Genomic DNA, 13,758 nt, shown 5'->3' on the forward strand with positions numbered 1-13,758 from the left:
CCAAGGCGCCGCGATCCTCGGGCAGGTTGACCCCGCGTGCCTGGATCAGGTCGTGGAGAGCTTCAGGCTTTCCGGGAGCTCGCCGGTGTCGTAGCCGGCCTCGCGCAGCCGGGTAAGCATCTCGTAGAGCGAGGCCGGCACGTCGAGATTGTCGGCGCCGACGTTCTGCCGCCCGGGCGGATGGTTGTAGTAGATCAGCGCCACCTTCTTATCGGCGTTGTCCAGCGCGCGCAGGCGCTGCCAGCGGGCGAAGCGCTCCGCAACGGCGTCGACGCGAGACGCCAGCGGCCGTGACAGCGTCAGCGCCACACCGGTGCGCGGGTCGATTTCGCGCGGGGCAGCCACCGCCAGCACCATCGGCTGGCTTACCCCCTGCAGCTCCGGCATCGCCAGCTGGTAGTGCACCGACTCGCGCGGCAGGCCATCATGGGAGAGTCGCCACTGCGCCTCGCTGCGCTCGGCAAGACGCAACCCCTTGATCACAGGCACGTCGAGCTGACCTAGCACCTGGGTGGCCGCACGTCGTCCCTCGCCCCCTCCCAAGGTGAAGTCCTGCAGGCTCAGCACCCCGGCCAGACTCGCCTCGCCAAGGGTCTCGGGCAGACTCTTGAGGGCTGCCAGGGTGGCCCCGCCCCAGCGCGCCAACACCGCCACGCACTGCAGATCGCGCTGCGCCAGCGCTGCGCAGGCGCTTTCGAGCAATTCGTGGTCGCCGGGACGATCGCCGCTATCGAGATCGAGGATCGCCACCGCCGGCCCGTCGTTCAGCCCCAGGGCGGCAGGATCTGTTGTGGGCGTATCGCTGTTACGACCCGGTCGGTAGTAGCGGATCGCCGCCCGCGGCGAGGGCTCGGGTACCGTCAGATCATGGCCGGCTGCGGCCATCAGCCAGCGCAGCAGGCCGTCAAGGTGCTCGGGCTACGCCCTTGGTAGTAGGCGCGTCCGGTCAGCCACTCGGCCTGGCCGGGAAAACGCTCGCGCTGCGCCGCCAGATGCTCGGTCGCCGCCTCCTCGGCGTCAGGGCTTGCCACCAGCTCGCCCAGGGTTGCCGCATCGAGTCCGGCCAGCGCCCACTCGCCGCTCAGCCTCGACAGTCGCGTCAAGCGCCGGTCACCGTTGACGGCGAGGATCGGAAAGTCGCGCCGGGCGGCGGCGGTCTCCACCAACCGCGCCAAGCGTCCTGTCTGCTCACCGAAAACAGCCGCCAACAGCAGCGCATCGGCGTCGTTGAGCAGCTCATCGAGCTCGGCGTCATCCGTCTTGGCCAGCTGCTCCGGTGTGCGCAGAACCACGCGATGGTCCGGGTAGGCGTCGAGAAAGCGTGCCGCGCCGGCGGCGAGTTCAGCGGCGGAGCGCTCCGAAACGATGCCCACCAGCGTGCCCGCCGATGCCAACGTTGGCAGCAGGACGAGCAGCAGTACCAGGCAAGCCCGCATCATCACAAGGCTCCGTAATCCACACTGAGAAAGACCGCGCGACCGGCGTTGATGTAGTTCCGGGCGGTCTCGTACTGCTTGTCGAGGGCGTTGTTCACCGTCAGCCGGGTCGACCAGTGCGGCGCAAACGCCCAGCCGGCGCGCAGGTTGAGCAGACCGAAGCCGCCCAGACGCTGCTCGTTGGCGGCATCGTTGTAGCGGTGGTTCTGAACGATCCAGGAGCCGCCCATGGACCAGTTGCCGAGCTCGCGATCAAGATCCAGGCGCAGGCTGCGGGTGGCCCGGCGCGCCAGATCGTTGCCGGTGTCGCGATCTTCTGGATCGAGATAGGTAAGCGCGCCCTGCAGGGTCCAGTCGCCCAGTTCCGCGCCGGCGGCAAGCTCTGCCCCGCGAATGCGCGCATCATTGACGTTGGTCGGACGGTAGCGCACCACGCTCGGCGCCGGTGAGTCGCTGGCCCAGTCGATCAGATCGTCGATGTCGGTCTGAAACAGCGCCAGATCCCAGTAGAACGGCTGGTAATCGCCGCGCACCCCCAGCTCATAGGAAGTCGACGTCTCGGCCTCGAGGTCTTGATTGCCTTCGGATATGGAGGTAGCGCCAGAAAAGGTGCTCTCGCTATAGGGGTAGTAGAGATCATTAAAGGTCGGCGCCCGGAAGGCGGTGGCGACGCTTGCGCGCAGCCTGTGCCAGTCATCGAGGGCGTAGCCCAGGGCCAGGTTGCCGGTCAGCTCGTCGCCGAAGGCCTCGTTGTCATCGTAACGCAGGCCGGCCTGCAGGCTGACAGGGTAGAAGTCCAGCAGCCCCTGGGCGAACACCGCAGTGTTGTCACGGCTGTCCTCGGCGTAGTTCTCGGTGGTCGTGATGTCGTCCCGGGTGAACTCCGTGCCCACGATCACCTCGTGGGGGCCGACATCCAGGGTGTTTTGCCAGCGCGCGGTGCGCTGGCGGGTATCGAAGGTAGAGTTGCCGAGGGTGCGCTGGCTGTCCTGCTCGTCCCGGGACTCGCTCAGGGTCAGGCGGCTGCGCCAACGATCGGTGACCGGCAGCTCTCCGTAAATCCCCGCGACCTGCTGCACGAAGTCCGTCTCGCCGCCATCGAATTCGGTGTTGCCCCGGGCCCGCAGCGCGAGCACGCCGACTTCACTACCGTCGTCGAAGGTATGCGAGAGGCGCGCCAAGCACTGGTGTTGTCGAAGCCCTTGTCCTCGCCGCCACGGCGAATGGGTGCGCCGTCGGTGGCGAAATGGCTGCCGGCGAAGCTGTAGCGCGTGCCCCCCTCGCTGCCGGAGAGCCTGGCGCTGAGCCGGCGGGAATCGAAGTTGCCACCTCCTACCGAGACCGCGGCGCCTGGGCTGCCCTCCTGCGCCTGATGAGTGAAGAGCTGCACCACGCCGCCTACGGCATCGGCGCCATAGAGGCTGCCAAGCGGGCCGCGCACGATCTCGGCGCGCTCGAACATGCGCGGATCCAGGTACTGCCAGGCAGAACCACCCGCGGTGGCCGAGCGCAGCCGGATGCCATCGATCAGCAGCAGCGAGCCTTCGTTGTCCACGCCGCGGATGAAGACGCTGCTCTGCTTGCCGAAGGAGCCGCTGGTGCTGACATCGACGCCGGGCTGGCCGCGAAAGAGCTCGGTGACGCTGGTGGGGTCATGGCGGCGCAGCGTCGCTTCGTCGAGCAATGTGACGGAGGCCAGCGTTTCGTCGGCGGTGCGCGGCGCCAGGGTGGCGGTGACCACCAGGGGATCGAGGTCGACGCGGGTAGCGTCGCTGCCGGTCGCAGCCTGAGCGTGAACGACCAGTGGAAAAAAGCCCAGACTAAAGACTGCCAGGCCGCGGAAGGTGTCGCCTATGATGATCATGCATGTCCCTTGCTCGCCGTGCCTGCCCGCACGACCATGGTGCTGCAATCACCGGGCGGCGAGGAACGAGAAAGGGCGAACGGCGGCGCCGGCCCTGGCTCTGAGTCGCCCACCGCAACCCGACATTGAGGAAAACACGCCACGATCTGGGCGAGCGAATGGCTGCAAGCGCCTTGCGCTTAACTCCGTTCGTCGATTTGATCGTGACGCGTTTCTAAGCTCTCGGGCCGGTCTCCGGGCTGACGAGTGGACGCAAAGCGTCCCGAAAGGCCACCTTCCCATGCCGAGGCACAGTGGTATAGGGCATTCCCAGGAGCCTGTCGGATTTGACCGATCGTCACGAGAGATTCGGGTTTCGAGACAAGTGCATCGATCTGATGAGGCGAATAGCTCGCTATTTAACGAGTCAGATCGAATGCAATTGGCCGAAAGGCCGGATCTAGCAGTAGATCAGCGTTAAGTCCGATAGGCTCCTAAACTCGATCACCGTTGCGGGGGCAGCGTCGGACTGGCACGAGGCGCACCGACTTCCCGTTTCACCCCGACGCGCCTGCGCGGCTGGGGCACCTGAGAGTGGGCGCTAAGCTAGCAGTCCGGCTTGACGGGGTCAACGACGGCGGCGAGCCGGACTGCAACACGCCTGTCATTTCAGGCGCTTGACGAGCCCATGGCGGACGTACCAGACGGCCTCGGCGCGCTCAGTAGCATCCTGGGCCAGCCAGCCGGCCAGGTCACGTAGACGCCGTTTCAAAGGCGACATGGGGACGATACCGCGCCCCATCTCTGGCAGGATCAGCACCACCGTCGGGCCACCTTTGCGCTCGACTGCGACCAGCTTATCGAGGGCGGCGGCGAGTCGCTCGCGTAGTCGATCGTCATTGGGCTCATTGTCCAGGGCCGCCTCGAGCCATGCCGTCCAGCCGGTCACCACCAACGGCAGGCTTGAGACGGCCGATCCACGCCAGCCATCTAGCGGCGCGCCGGCGTCCAGGCGATGCCAGTGGGCAGTGGGGTAGCGCTTGCTTACCGCGTCACGCTTGCCGGCGCAGGCACCGCCAATGAAGAGCTGCATTGCCACGCCCCTTTTTGTTGCAGGAAGATTAACCGGCGGCCCTCGGCCTGGCCCAAGCTGCCTTCCCAGAAGTCGATCGCCTCGAAGCGCCGGCGCAGTTCGCGGATCACGCCGCCATGGGTGACGACCAGCACCCGCTCAAGCGCCTGGGACGTTACCTCGGCGAACAGATCGCTAAGCCACGCATCGAGTCGCCTGCGCAGAGCTCGGGTGGACTCGCCCCCGGGCGGTGCCTGCTCGCCCAGGCTGTCGATCCAGGCGCGGTAGGCGGGCAGCGTCTTGAGTTCTTCATAGCATTTGCCCTCGTACTCGCCGAAATCGAGTTCGCGCAGCCGGGCATCGAAGTGTGGCATCACCGTATTGCTCCGCCCTGCCATGAGATGCGCCAGGGTCTGGCGACAGCGCGTCAGGTCGCTTGCATGAATGGCATCGAATGACTCCCCCTCCAAGGCGTCGCGCAGCCGATCAAGACCGGGTCGCGCCTCGGGCAGCAGCAGGGGAATGTCCCGCTGCCCCTGATAGCGGCGCTCACGATTCCAGGCCGTCAGGCCGTGGCGAACGACCACCAGCTCCAGGTGATCAGCAACAGCCATAGCTCTCCTCCTTCGATGGCGGCACCCAGGATATCGCCGTTGATGCCGTTGAAGCTTCGTGTCATGACAGTACCGTATAGCAGCAAAAAGGCGAGCAGCCCGGCCAACAGCCAGAGCCAGCCCGGCAGCAACCAAAACAGCGGGGCCAGCGTCAGCAGCGCCAGTGGCAAGTCACGCAAACCAAGGTGTTGGCGCCACTGCCACGCCAGCCCCTCGCGACGCGCACAAGGTGCCAGCCGCAGCAGCACCGCCGCGCCAAAGCGCGCCAACGCCGGCACCGCGATCAGCACGCCCAGGGGCGCTCCGGCGACAAGCAGCGCCCATAGCAGCATGGCCTTCCAAGCCAGCAGGAAAACCAACGCCAGAATGCCGAAGCTGCCCACCTGAGGGTCCTTCATGATCTCCCAGCGACGCGCCAGGGGCGCATTGCTGCCCAGGGCATCGGCCACGTCCATCAGCCCGTCCAGGTGCAATCCGCCGGAGAACGCGACCCATAGGCTGAGCAGCACGAGCGCCAGCAGCGGGGCCGGCAGCGCATCGGCTAACAGGACGGCGGCCCCAGCCAGCAGGGCACCGAGCGTCAGTCCTACCAGGGGGTAACTGCGCAGCGCCCAACGGCTGGTGGCCGGCGACCAGGGGCAGGCCACCGGTATCGGCAGCCGGGTCAGGAACTGAAAGGCCAGCAGCACGCCGAAGCCCGCGTCCTTCATCATGTCGCCTCCCTGCCCTCTGTCCAATCAATAGCCACGCCGGCTACCACCTCGATGACCCGGTCGGCTTGGCCAGCCAGCGCACGGTGCAGGTGCTGCAAAAAGGCTATATAGCGCCAGGTCTCGACGTCTTGCGGCAGAACGTCTTCGTTAAGATCATTGGAGACCACCACCAGGTCCAGCGATCGCACCCGGGCCGCGACCAGCAGCGCCTCGAGCTGGGTCAGGCCCGCGGCGGTGTCGTAGCGCGCCTCGAAGAGCGCCCGGGCGGCCCACAGCGTCAGGCAGTCGAGCAGTACGCTGGCGCCGGGTTCGACGTTATCGAGCGCCGTGCCCAACGCCAGGGGCGCCTCCCAGGTGCGCCACGCATCTCCCCGCTCGCGGCGGTGGCGAGCGATGCGCACGGCCATCTCGGCGTCCGAGGCGGTTGCCGTGGCCAGGTAGTAGAGTGCCCCGCCGCGGGCCCGGCAGCACTCCCGGGTCAAGCGCTCGGCGACTTCACTCTTGCCGGAGCGCGCCCCACCGCTGACGAAAACGATCATGCGGTCCTTTCCTCACTCAGCGCAGCAAGCAGCCGGGTATTGGCGTCACCCTCGCGCAGCGCCAGGCGCAGCCAGTCGCCGTCGAGTCCGGGAAAGCCATGGGTATGGCGGGCCAGGATACCGGCGCGCAGCAGTCGCTCGAAGAGGGCCGCGCTGGCTGTTTGAGCTGAGCCGACGACAGTTTCTAGAGGAGGCCGCACCAGAAAGAAGTTGGCGCGACTCGGTATCACCTCGAGACCCTTGGCGGCGAGACCGGCCTGCAGGCGCGGGTGCTCCCCACTCAACCACTGGCGGGTGCGGGCCTGGAAAGCGCCATCGGCCAGCAGCGGTGTCACCAGCTCCGCGGCCAGGTGGTTGACGCTCCAGGGCGGCTGGCAGGCCTGAAGCTCACGCACCAGTGATGCGCTTGCCAATAGGTAGCCCATCCGCAGCCCCGGCAGCGCATAAAGTTTGGTCAAGGAGCGCAGCAGGATGAGGTTGTCGAATCGCGCCAGCAGCGGGGCCAGGCTCTCATCAAAAGGCGTGACGAAATCGATGAAGGCCTCGTCGATCACCACGCGGCTGCCGCGCAACGCCGCCAGAGTCAGAAGCGCCTCAATCGTCTCCCGAGGCAGCAAGGTGGCGGTAGGGTTGTTGGGTCGGCACAAGAACAGCAATGTGCCGCGATCCAGGCTCACAGCAAGGCGCGCTGGGTCAAGGGAGAAGTCCGGCGGGGTCAGGCACACGTCGTCAATAGCGATGGCAAAGGCACGACAGGCTCGGGCGTACTCGGTAAAGGTGGGTTGGACGATCACCGCCTGCCCGCCGGCGTGGGCCGCTGCCACTAGAAAGATCGCCTCGGCGCCACCATTGGTCAGCAGCACCTGTTCCAGGCTCACGCCCGCCTCCCGGGCGATCGCTTCCCGGGCAAGGCGATAATCCGGGGTCGGGTAGCGCTCAAGGCCCTTGGCCGCGGCGGCCAGGCAGGAGGGCACCCAATCCGGCGCCCCCAAGGGATTCAGGTTGGTGCTGAAATCCAGCAGCGGATGGTCACATGGTAGTCCAAAGCGCGTCAGCAGCGGCGCTGCCTGTCCGCCGTGGGACGGCCAACGCGTATCCTGGGTCATGTCAGGCCCTCCTTGATCCACACCGCCAGCGCCATGAGCAGCAAAAACACCAGCCAGCCACCGTGCATATGACGGATGGCCTGCGGGATGTGCCCCACCGCCAGCGGCTCGCCGCCCTCTTTCAACGAGACGCCCAGCACCGCGCGCTGCGAGGCCACGCCGGAGTAGACATTGGTGCCGCCGAGCTGTACCCCCAGCAGCTGGGCCACCATGGCCTCCGGCCAGCCGGCGTTAGGGCTCGGATGGCGCGGCGCCTGGCGCCAGGTGGTGGTAAGCGTTTCCTTGCAGCGAGCACCGGGCATCGCCCAGGCAGCTAGCCACAGGGTCAGGGCGGTCAGCCGTGCCGGCAACCAATTGGCCAGGTCGTCAAGCTTCGCCGAAGCGTAGCCGAAGTCGGCAAAACGTGGACTGCGGTAGCCCACCATGGAATCCAGGGTGTTGACCGCCTTGTAGGCCAGGGCCAGCGGCGCCCCACCGAGCAATGCCCAGAACAGCGGCGCGGTGATGCCGTCGACGGTGTTTTCGGCCACCGTCTCCACGGCGCCGCGAACGAGCTCGGCCTCGTCGAGGCGCTCGGTATCGCGACCGACGATCATCGCCAGTGCCTCGCGGCTGGCCGGCAGGTCATCCCTCGCAAGCGGCGTTGCCACGGCCCGGGCGGCGTCAGCCAATCCCTTGATGGAAAGGGTCGTGGCCAGCAGCCATAGCTCGGCGGCGAACGCAAGCCAGAGATTAACCCGTGCCAGCAGTGCCAGCACTGCCCAGGCGAGCGTGTAGGTGCCGACCACTACCAGCGTCGTGAGCAGCGCACCGCGCCAGCGTCGCGCTCGCGATGTGCCATGGTTCCAGGCCTGTTCCAGGGCGGCGATCATATGGCCAATACCGACCACCGGATGGGGCAGTCGGCGTGGGTCGCCGATGCACAGATCAACGAGCACGGCTAGGCTTACCAGCGCCAGCAGCGCTAGCGACAGTGGTGGCAGACTCATGACCTGACCTCCTGCCCCAGTGACTTCGCTGTACTCAATTGGCGTTGCCGGCGCTGATAAGACCGGCGCTTTCGAAGGTCGCCATCTCCCGGAGAATGCGCGTGGCCGACTCTAGCAGCGGAAAGGCGAGCGCCGCGCCGGTGCCCTCCCCAAGACGCAGCCCCAGATCGAGCAGCGGCTTGGCATCGAGCGCGGCAAGCGCCTGGGCGTGCCCTGGCTCGCAGGAGCGATGGCCGAAGATCAGGTAGTCCCGCGCAGCGGGAGCCAGCCGGCAGGCAACGAGCGCCGCCACGGTGGCGATGAAGCCATCGACCAGTAGCGGCATGCCTCGCGCCGCGCCGGCCAAGTAAGCGCCAGCCATGGCGGCGATCTCCAGGCCGCCCAGCTTGGCGAGCACCTCGAGCGGGTCATCACGATTCGGCGCTCGCGCTGCCAAGGTGCGCTCGATGACCGAGCACTTATAGGCCAGGCGGCTCTCGGCGATTCCCGTCCCTCGCCCAACAAGGCCTGCCACCGGCGCCCCGGTCAGTACCGCCAGCAGTGCACTGCTGGCGGTGGTGTTGGCGATGCCCATTTCGCCAACGATCAGGCAGCGACAGCCAGCCTCGATGGCCCGTTCGGCGGCGCGAATGCCCGCCTCTATGGCCGCTACGGCCTCATCCTGGCGCATGGCGTCCGTCTCGACCATATTGGCCGTGCCATGACGCACCTTGTCATCGATCACACCTTCGCAGGTCAGATCACCCGCAACGCCGACGTCAATCACCTCGAGCCGGGCGCGATCTGGCGGGCGAAGACGTTGATGGCGGCTCCGCCGGCCACGAAATTGTCTACCATCTGCAGGGTGACGGTCTGAGGAAAGGCAGAGACTCCCTCGGCGGCCACACCGTGATCGGCAACGAACACTAGCACTCCGGGCGGCGAAACTTGGGGAAAGGCTTCGCCAGTCTGGACCGCAAGAGTCACGGCGAGCGACTCCAGCTGGCCGAGACTGCCCCTAGGCTTTGTGAGGTTGTTCAGGTGGGAGGTGACAGTCGTGGCGATGGTACGATCAGCGGGTTTCAGCGCAGCGAGGATATCGGTGAGCATGCAAGGCGTCCTGCTGGGGCATGAAAACATAGAAGGATGCCATCATAGCAGCCCGTCAACATCCACGACCATGCCGGGTACTGCTACGGTTCATGCCTGCCACAACAAGGTCTGCGTCACCATGCCCTTCTCTGACCCGCATGGGATTTCTCACCTGCCAACTCTCACTCAACAACTCTCACTCAACAACTCTCAATCAACAAAAAGGGCCGCCAACCTGGCGACCCTCATCATGCTCGACGTACTTCGTCTTCAGCCGAAGGCTGTGCGCTTACTGACCGTTCTGGGCCATGTCCTGCACACGCTTCATCAGTTCAGGGTCCTGCTGGATTGCCTGACCGATGGCGTTGAAGGTTTCTACATCCAAGCCACTGTCTTCGACGACACCGACCATCTTTTCATTGGCTTCCATGCGGATGTCCTGCTGCTTGGCCTGGTCGTCGCCCGCTTCCTGCAGACGCTGGGTGTATTCCTGGGAGATCTTGGCAATCTCTTCTGAGGTATCAGCAAACTGCTGAAGCTGCTCATCGGAGAAGTCCTGAGCCGTAGGCTGGGACTGTTGCGCTGCCGGGTCTTGCTGCTGGGCTGACGAATCCTGGGCCATCACTGGCGTGGCAATCATCCCTGCAGTCAGCAGAGCGGCGGAGAACAGGGCAGTCATCTTATGCATGTAGATACTCCATTACGGTTGTGTGTCCGATGTCTGATAATTCTATCGCACAGTGGTTCCCTTTTCTGTGTAAAGAAAAGAGGGTAAAGATTTTCCCATCCTTTACAAATGTCTATAAAAAGAGACGTTCAATAAAAAACTCAGCTCTTATGCCCATGGTTGAGCCATTCTACAATAGCGATTATTCCCTGAATGAGAGTCGTTGTCGTCGCCTGTTCGAGAATCGTTTGCTCACTTTTCATCAATGCTGAGCCATCGAAATCCACATAGGCCAGTCGAACGGTGAGTTGATCAGGGCGACAGCCGAAAGCGCTGCCTGGCAGCAAGGCCACGCCGGCGTCCTCGAGCAGCCGCGCGGTCAGTTCGGCGCTCGTCGTGATTCCCCTCGCCGCCAGACTTTCACGATGAGCCTCGAAGTCCGGGAAAAGATAAAACCCCCCGTCCGGTGCATGGGTACGTACATTCGCCTCATTCAGGCGTGCAGCGCACCACTGGCCTATCTCGCTCAACACGATGCGCTGACGCTCGATGTAGGCGTCAAGTTCCGGTGTGCGAGTGTAGGCGGTAATGGCCGCATACTGCACAGGGCTGGCGACGCTCGACCAGGTTTCGGAGGCCAGACCCAGTATGCGTGCGAAGAGCTCAGTGCCCAGCTCCGCGGGAACGTGCATCACCCCAAGGCGCCAACCGCCGGCGCCACACCACTTGGAAAGCCCGCTGGTGGTCACGGTGCCTTCCGGGTAGTCCAGGGCAAAGGCGCGATGCTCACCACGGTGATGCAACTGGCCGTAAATCTCATCCGCCAGTACCAGTACGCCGTGTCGACGCGCGACACTGGCCAGACGCTTTTGCGTCTGCATATCAAAAGAGAGTCCGGTGGGGTTACCCGGGGCGTTGAGAATCAACAACTTGAGTCGCCGTGGATTCTCGACGCAGTACGCCTCGAGCTGCTCGGGTGTTATCTGCCAGCGAGTCTCGAAGGAGGCCTCGAGCTTAACTGCCCGCTGATCTGCCATGCGTGCCTGGGGCGCATAGGACACCCAGGACGGCGCCGGGATCAGGATGTCCGCTTCGGGCAGGGATTTCATCAGGGCAAACAGCAATAGCTTGCTGCCGGGGCCGACGACAACGCGCTCGGGGTTCCAGGAGACATGATCGGTGTCGCTATGAAACCTGGCGACCTGCTCTCGCAATGCTGGCAACCCTTGCACCGGCAGGTAGGCTTTCTCGGCGGCATGCTCTGCAAGCGCCTGCACGGCGGGGTCAAATACCGGGAACGGCGATTGACCAAAACCGAATTTGAAAATGCGCTTTCCTCCAGCTTCGAGTAGCCGCGACTGCTCGTTGATCAGCAGGGTGTCGGAAGAGCGCGTTGCTTCACCTGCACCACCGTAGCCGTTCTCCAGACGATCGGCGACACTGGACTGGGTTTCCGATCCTGACAAGTCAGCGGAACTGGATGGATGAGAAGTAGGGGTCATGAAAGATCTCCTTGAGAATGTCGAATGGCCGCGGTGGCTTCATTCGATGCCAAAACGTGCAATCAGCGCCTCGCGCTGGCGGATGCTGGCAACCGCTTCGCTTCCAAGTTCCCGGGCAACTCGCGACAACACCAGTTCCACCAGTAGAAAAAGACTACTCATCGGGTTGAAGAAGAATGGCCCTTCCGCCGGCGCAACGAGACAGCGGTCGGTCAAGGCCGCCAATTGCGAGCCAGGATGGTTGGTCAATGCCACCAGGCTGGCGCCCTGCTCCAGGGCCAAGCGACAGTAGTCGAGACTGGCGCGGGTTTCGGGACGAAAGGCGATGCCGATGACCAGATCCTTTTCATCCAGCGGCAGCGCCTGCTCGATGCCGACGCCCGCCGAGGGTGAGATCAACTGCACGTCTTTGCGTAGATAGTCCAGGTAGTAGGCCAGGTAGTGGGCGGCGCCAAAACTGGCCCGCAAACCGATCACATGCAGCCGTCGTGCTGCAATGATGGCTTTCGTCACCTGCTCGAGCACGGTGCTGTCGAGATTTTCCACCGTGGCGGAAAGGTTGGTCATTTCCTGCTGCCACAGCGCCTGATCCTGACTCGTTGCAGGGGACGTCCGTGGTGTTTCACCGAAATCCAGCAGGCGCTCGGCCCGGGTCGAATAAAACGCGCTGCTGGCCAGACTCTCTCGAAAAAGCGCCTGGAATGTCTTGAAACCGGAAAAACCCAGCGCCCGAGCCAGCCGGGTCAGGCTGGAGGGATTCACCCGGTGGCGTTCTCCAAGTTGGGAAATACTCGACAGACCTGCCGTCTCCGGGGCTGCCAATAATGCATCGAGCAGTGCCAGTGCCTTCATCGACAAGCGAGGCGCGCCATCGGCTCCCGATCGACTACGCTCGGCAAGGGTCTGAAGCTCGGTAATACACGTCGGTGGCTGGGCGAGCATGGTTGTCTCATGAGTCAATGTTGCATGAGCATAAAAACTGCGGCACGTTTTTGCAAATTTATTTGCAGATAAAATATTTAATTTTCATTTTGCGCTCTTTAGCAAGATGCTCTCAGCCCCCAACCCGTGCCATGCATATTCACGTAGTTTTTTTTATCTTTTTTTGCTAAATTTTCGCCAAACATACAGCTATGTATGTTCTGGCCGATCATTACATAAGGAAGTGGCATGCACTCCCCTCTCGCTTTTCCTCGTCTCTTCTCCGGGACGGCACGCACAGGACTGCTCCTGGCAGGCATATTAAGCGCCCCCCTTGCTCTGGGAGCGGATCTTTACTCCATCAAGGTGGAAAACGATGCGTTCTCCAGCACCGACGAGGATGGCCACTACACCAACGGCCTGGAGCTGACGCGCATCATTCAACCGGACGCTGCCCATTGGTCCAGAACGCTGGCGGACTGGCTTCCGGGCTGGTCGGCAAGCGATCTTGACGCGGTGGGTTATCACTTCATTCATCAGATCTATACCCCGAGCGACATTGGCCGTGAGCGTCTGATCGAAGACGATCGACCCTATGCCGGCTTGTTACTGGGAGGGCTTTCGCTGTTCGACGATGAGCAGAACGAGGGCTGGCGAGAGATTACGGATTTACAGCTGCAAATTGGGTGGGTGGGCCCTGCCGCCGGTGGCAAGCCCATTCAGAAAGCAGTACACAAAGTGACCGGGAGCGAGAAGCCCGAAGGCTGGAGCAATCAGCTCGACAACGAGCCGATCGTCAATCTGGGGGTGAGCAAGTCCTGGTGGTGGCTTTCTCGTTTTGGTGGGCTGGAATGGGAGTATGGCCCCAGCGCCTCGATGAATGTCGGCAATCTTTACGATTACCTGGGTGCCGGCGGTGCGCTGCGCTTCGGCCGCGGCCTGGAAAAGAGCTTTGGCATTCCTGCGGTGGCGCCCGCCCAAGGCGGACGTCAGGCTTCGTACCGGACGCCGGCTTCGGCTGGTATGGCTTTCTCGGCACGGAAGGGCGCTTCATGGCTCACAACCTGCTGTTGGACGGCAATACCTTCGAGAGCAGCCACGACGTCGATCGCCGTGAATGGGTCGGCGATCTGACCGCTGGCGTGGTGTTCAGCTGGGATCGTTTTCAGGTCGCACTGACCAACGTTTGGCGCACCCGAGAGTTCGAATCCCAGGATGAAGCGGATCAGTTTGGCTCGATAACCCTATCGACCTGGCTATAAATTGGCTATCTCGCGATAAACTG

12 protein-coding genes, 3 pseudogenes and 1 riboswitch are annotated in these 13,758 nt (G+C 63.8%); of the genes and pseudogenes, 2 read left to right on the plus strand and 13 right to left on the minus strand.

Going from position 1 to position 13,758, the window contains the following annotated elements; genetic code table 11:
* Nucleotides 1–45 precede the first annotated feature (45 nt).
* The 13 genes and pseudogenes from CH74_RS18915 to CH74_RS02665 form a co-directional block, all read right to left on the minus strand.
* On the minus strand, nucleotides 46–885 hold the full coding sequence (locus tag CH74_RS18915) for a cobaltochelatase subunit CobN (protein WP_216594699.1): 840 nt from the start codon (nucleotides 883–885) through the stop codon (nucleotides 46–48).
* The gene (locus CH74_RS18920) at nucleotides 885–1,439 is read right to left on the minus strand and encodes a hypothetical protein (RefSeq protein ID WP_216594700.1); all 555 of its coding nucleotides are present in this window, start codon (nucleotides 1,437–1,439) and stop codon (nucleotides 885–887) included. The genes CH74_RS18915 and CH74_RS18920 overlap by 1 nt, the downstream gene beginning before the upstream one ends.
* A pseudogene (locus CH74_RS02615) lies at nucleotides 1,439–3,300 on the minus strand (TonB-dependent receptor). Before CH74_RS02615 ends, CH74_RS18920 begins: the two are co-directional and overlap by 1 nt.
* A gap of 207 nt (nucleotides 3,301–3,507) precedes the next feature.
* Nucleotides 3,508–3,886, minus strand: a riboswitch (cobalamin riboswitch).
* 57 nt (nucleotides 3,887–3,943) lie between these two features.
* Nucleotides 3,944–4,372, minus strand: coding sequence for a bifunctional adenosylcobinamide kinase/adenosylcobinamide-phosphate guanylyltransferase (locus CH74_RS02620; protein WP_048305922.1), 429 nt, complete (start codon nucleotides 4,370–4,372; stop codon nucleotides 3,944–3,946).
* The gene (locus CH74_RS02625) at nucleotides 4,324–4,965 is read right to left on the minus strand and encodes a histidine phosphatase family protein (RefSeq protein WP_048305923.1); all 642 of its coding nucleotides are present in this window, start codon (nucleotides 4,963–4,965) and stop codon (nucleotides 4,324–4,326) included. The genes CH74_RS02620 and CH74_RS02625 overlap by 49 nt, the downstream gene beginning before the upstream one ends.
* Nucleotides 4,917–5,675 carry an adenosylcobinamide-GDP ribazoletransferase gene (gene cobS, locus CH74_RS02630; RefSeq protein ID WP_048305924.1) on the minus strand — a complete coding sequence of 253 codons (759 nt, stop codon included), beginning with the start codon at nucleotides 5,673–5,675 and terminating at the stop codon, nucleotides 4,917–4,919. Before cobS ends, CH74_RS02625 begins: the two co-directional genes overlap by 49 nt.
* Nucleotides 5,675–6,217 carry a bifunctional adenosylcobinamide kinase/adenosylcobinamide-phosphate guanylyltransferase gene (locus tag CH74_RS02635; RefSeq protein ID WP_048305925.1) on the minus strand — a complete coding sequence of 181 codons (543 nt, stop codon included), beginning with the start codon at nucleotides 6,215–6,217 and terminating at the stop codon, nucleotides 5,675–5,677. Before CH74_RS02635 ends, cobS begins: the two co-directional genes overlap by 1 nt.
* Entirely contained in the window at nucleotides 6,214–7,323 is a 1,110-nt protein-coding gene (gene cobD, locus CH74_RS02640) for a threonine-phosphate decarboxylase CobD (RefSeq protein WP_048305928.1), read from the minus strand. The genes CH74_RS02635 and cobD overlap by 4 nt, the downstream gene beginning before the upstream one ends.
* Nucleotides 7,320–8,312 carry an adenosylcobinamide-phosphate synthase CbiB gene (gene cbiB / locus CH74_RS02645; protein ID WP_048305930.1) on the minus strand — a complete coding sequence of 331 codons (993 nt, stop codon included), beginning with the start codon at nucleotides 8,310–8,312 and terminating at the stop codon, nucleotides 7,320–7,322. Before cbiB ends, cobD begins: the two co-directional genes overlap by 4 nt.
* Nucleotides 8,313–8,346: 34 nt before the next feature.
* A pseudogene (cobT, locus tag CH74_RS02650) lies at nucleotides 8,347–9,401 on the minus strand (nicotinate-nucleotide--dimethylbenzimidazole phosphoribosyltransferase).
* A 271-nt stretch (nucleotides 9,402–9,672) separates the two neighbouring features.
* Nucleotides 9,673–10,071 (minus strand): DUF4168 domain-containing protein, encoded by a 399-nt coding sequence (locus CH74_RS02655; RefSeq protein WP_048305931.1) that lies wholly within the window; start codon nucleotides 10,069–10,071, stop codon nucleotides 9,673–9,675.
* A gap of 140 nt (nucleotides 10,072–10,211) precedes the next feature.
* Nucleotides 10,212–11,552, minus strand: a complete 1,341-nt coding sequence (locus CH74_RS02660; protein WP_053070603.1) for a pyridoxal phosphate-dependent aminotransferase — start codon at nucleotides 11,550–11,552, stop codon at nucleotides 10,212–10,214.
* A gap of 39 nt (nucleotides 11,553–11,591) precedes the next feature.
* Nucleotides 11,592–12,494: a MurR/RpiR family transcriptional regulator gene (locus CH74_RS02665; RefSeq protein WP_048305932.1), complete on the minus strand. Its 903-nt coding sequence runs from the start codon at nucleotides 12,492–12,494 to the stop codon at nucleotides 11,592–11,594.
* Nucleotides 12,495–12,722: 228 nt separating this feature from the next.
* Between CH74_RS02665 and CH74_RS19260 the strand changes: the two are divergent.
* Both CH74_RS19260 and CH74_RS19265 read left to right on the plus strand, forming a co-directional pair.
* Nucleotides 12,723–13,343 (plus strand): annotated as a pseudogene (locus CH74_RS19260) (lipid A-modifier LpxR family protein); the annotation flags it as partial.
* Nucleotides 13,325–13,735, plus strand: a complete 411-nt coding sequence (locus CH74_RS19265; protein WP_253272910.1) for a lipid A-modifier LpxR family protein — start codon at nucleotides 13,325–13,327, stop codon at nucleotides 13,733–13,735. The pseudogene CH74_RS19260 and the gene CH74_RS19265, both read left to right, overlap by 19 nt.
* The last annotated feature ends 23 nt before the right edge of the window (nucleotides 13,736–13,758 follow it).

It is taken from the genome of Halomonas sp. PR-M31, from assembly GCF_001039575.1.
Taxonomy (GTDB): domain Bacteria; phylum Pseudomonadota; class Gammaproteobacteria; order Pseudomonadales; family Halomonadaceae; genus Modicisalibacter.